We start from the raw sequence: 2,352 nt of genomic DNA, 5'->3' as shown, positions 1-2,352 counted from the left end.
CCGGCGGCGAGGTCCAGCAGGAGCTCCCGCAGCGCGGTGGCCGCCCGGAGAACGGCGGTGCCGGCCACCGTCGTGGCGGTGGAGGCGAACGCGCCGGTGTCGTGTCCGACCAGCGCGGTGTCCGACTGCCGCACGCGGATCCGGTCCAGTGTGGTGCCCAGCACGTCGGCGGCGATCTGTTGGTGGACCGTGGTGGAGCCGTTGCCGAACTCGGCCGTCCCCACGTCGAGCTGGTAGTCACCGGCCGGGGTGAGGCTCAGCCGGGCTTGGCCGTGGTGTCCCCCCGGCGGCCCGGTCGCGATCATGGCCAACGCGGACCCCTCGCCGACCAGCCATCCCGCCGGCGCGCCCGGCCCGGTGTCCGGCTCGGCGGCCGTGGACCGCACGACGTCCAGACACTGGTCCAGGCCGTAGCTGCGGATGGCGAGGTCGTCCGGTTCGCCGGCCGGGGTGACCAGGTCGTCGCCGGCGCGGACGACGTTGCGGGCGCGGAACTCGTCCGGCGCGACGCCGAGGCGGCGGGCCAGCTCGTCGACAGCGGACTCGACCGCGAAGGAGACCTGACCGAGGCCGTACCCGCGGAAGGCGCCGGACGGCACGGTGTTGGTGTAGACCGCCCAGGCGTCGATGCGCTTGGCGGGGCACCGGTACACCGCCACCGACTCCGAGCAGCCGTGGAAGAGCACCCCCGGCCCGTGGTTGCCGTACGCGCCGGTGTCCGAGACCACCCGCAGTTGCAGCGCGGTCAGCGTCCCGTCGCGGCGACCGCCGACGCGTACCCGGATCGTGAACGGGTGCCGGGTGGTGGCGGCGTGGAACTGCTCGGCCCGGGTGAACTCCAGCTTCACCGGCCGTCCGGTACGCAGCGCGGCGAGCAGCACGACGTCCTCGACCAGCATCTCCTGCTTGCCACCGAAGCCGCCCCCGACCCGGCCGGCCACCACCCGGATCCGATCGGGCGGCAGGTCGAAGATCCGGGCGAGGGCCCGCCGGGTGAGAAACGGCGTCTGGGTGCTGCTGCGCACGACGATCCGCCCGTCCGCGTCGAACGAGGCGATCGCGCAGTGCGTCTCCAGGTGCGCGTGTTGCACCCGCTGGGTGCGGAACGTCTCCTCGTACACCACGTCGGCGGCGGCGAATCCGGCGCGCACGTCGCCGCACTCGCCGTGCAGTTCGGCGGCCACGTTCCCGGCCGGACGGGCGATCCGGCAGTCCGCGCCCTTGTCGCCGTGGATCGCCGGCGCGTTTGCCCGCATCGCCTGCTCGGGGTCGGTGACGGCGGGCAGCGGGTGGTAGTCGACCCGTACCCTGGCGCATCCCTCCTCGGCGGCGGCCTCGGTCTCGGCGACCACGACGGCGACCCGCTGCCCGACGTGCCGGACCACGTCGTCGAGGACCCGGGTGTCGGCCGGATCGTCGTCGGCGTTCTCGTGCTGGGCGGTGGAGAACAGGGTCGTCGGCGCGTCCCGGTGGGTGAGCACGGCGAGCACTCCGGGCACGGCGAGGGCGGCGCGCACGTCGACGTCGACGACCCGGGCGTGCGGCAGGGGCGAACGGACCAGCCGGACGTGGGCCAGCCCGGGCACCGTCACGTCGGCGGTGAACCGGGCCGCACCGGTGACGATGTCGGGCCCGGCCGGCGCCGGCAGGTTCCGGCCCACCGCCCCGCCCGGGGTCGCCTCCTCGGCGTTGCGGACGCCGTGCAGCGCGTCGGCGATCGACCGGTACCCGGTGCACCGGCACAGGTTGCCCTTCAGCGCGGCGGGCAGGTCGGCGCGCTGCCCCTCGTCGAGGGCGACGGCGGTCATGATGAACCCGGCCGTGCAGAAGCCGCACTGGAACCCCTGCGCGTCGAGGAACCGCTGTTGCGTCTCGGGCCCGCCGGCCACGGCGGCGACCCCCTCGATGGTGGTCACCTCGCGGCCGACGGCCCGCACGGCGGGATACAGGCAACTGTGCACCGGCACGCCGTCGACATGCACCGTGCAGGCGCCGCAGTCGCCGGTGTCGCAGCCCTTCTTCACCCCGAACCAGCCCTGTTCGCGCAGGTAGCCGCGCAGGCACTGGCCGCCGCTCGGTGCGACGGCGCACGGCTGGCCGTTCACCCGTACGCTCACCGCGCCGTCACCCCCGCCAGCTCGGCGCGGACCTGCTCGGCCAGCCGCAGGGTCATCTGCCGCCGCCACGCCGGCAGGCCGTGCACGTCGTCGTACCAGTCCCCGGCGGGGATCCGGGCGTCCAGCAGGTCGGCCAGCTCACCCGGCCGGGGCAGGTCGGCCAGGGCGACGGCGACCGGTCGCCGGGTGGCGGCGGTCACGGTGAGGGTGAACGCCCCGGTGTCCGGGTCGCGGT

1 protein-coding gene and 1 pseudogene are annotated in these 2,352 nt (G+C 75.1%); both read right to left on the bottom strand.

Going from position 1 to position 2,352, the window contains the following annotated elements:
* Positions 1–2,117 (bottom strand): molybdopterin cofactor-binding domain-containing protein (locus MCAG_RS27715; RefSeq protein WP_007076259.1); only part of this gene is annotated, 2,117 nt, incomplete at its 3' end.
* Positions 2,114–2,352, bottom strand: a pseudogene (locus tag MCAG_RS34085) (FAD-binding molybdopterin dehydrogenase); the annotation flags it as partial. The gene MCAG_RS27715 and the pseudogene MCAG_RS34085, both read right to left, overlap by 4 nt.

Source organism: Micromonospora sp. ATCC 39149 (assembly GCF_000158815.1).
Taxonomy (GTDB): domain Bacteria; phylum Actinomycetota; class Actinomycetes; order Mycobacteriales; family Micromonosporaceae; genus Micromonospora.
Note: the sequence above shows the minus strand (reverse complement) of the source record. Positions and strands in the feature narration are given on the sequence as shown.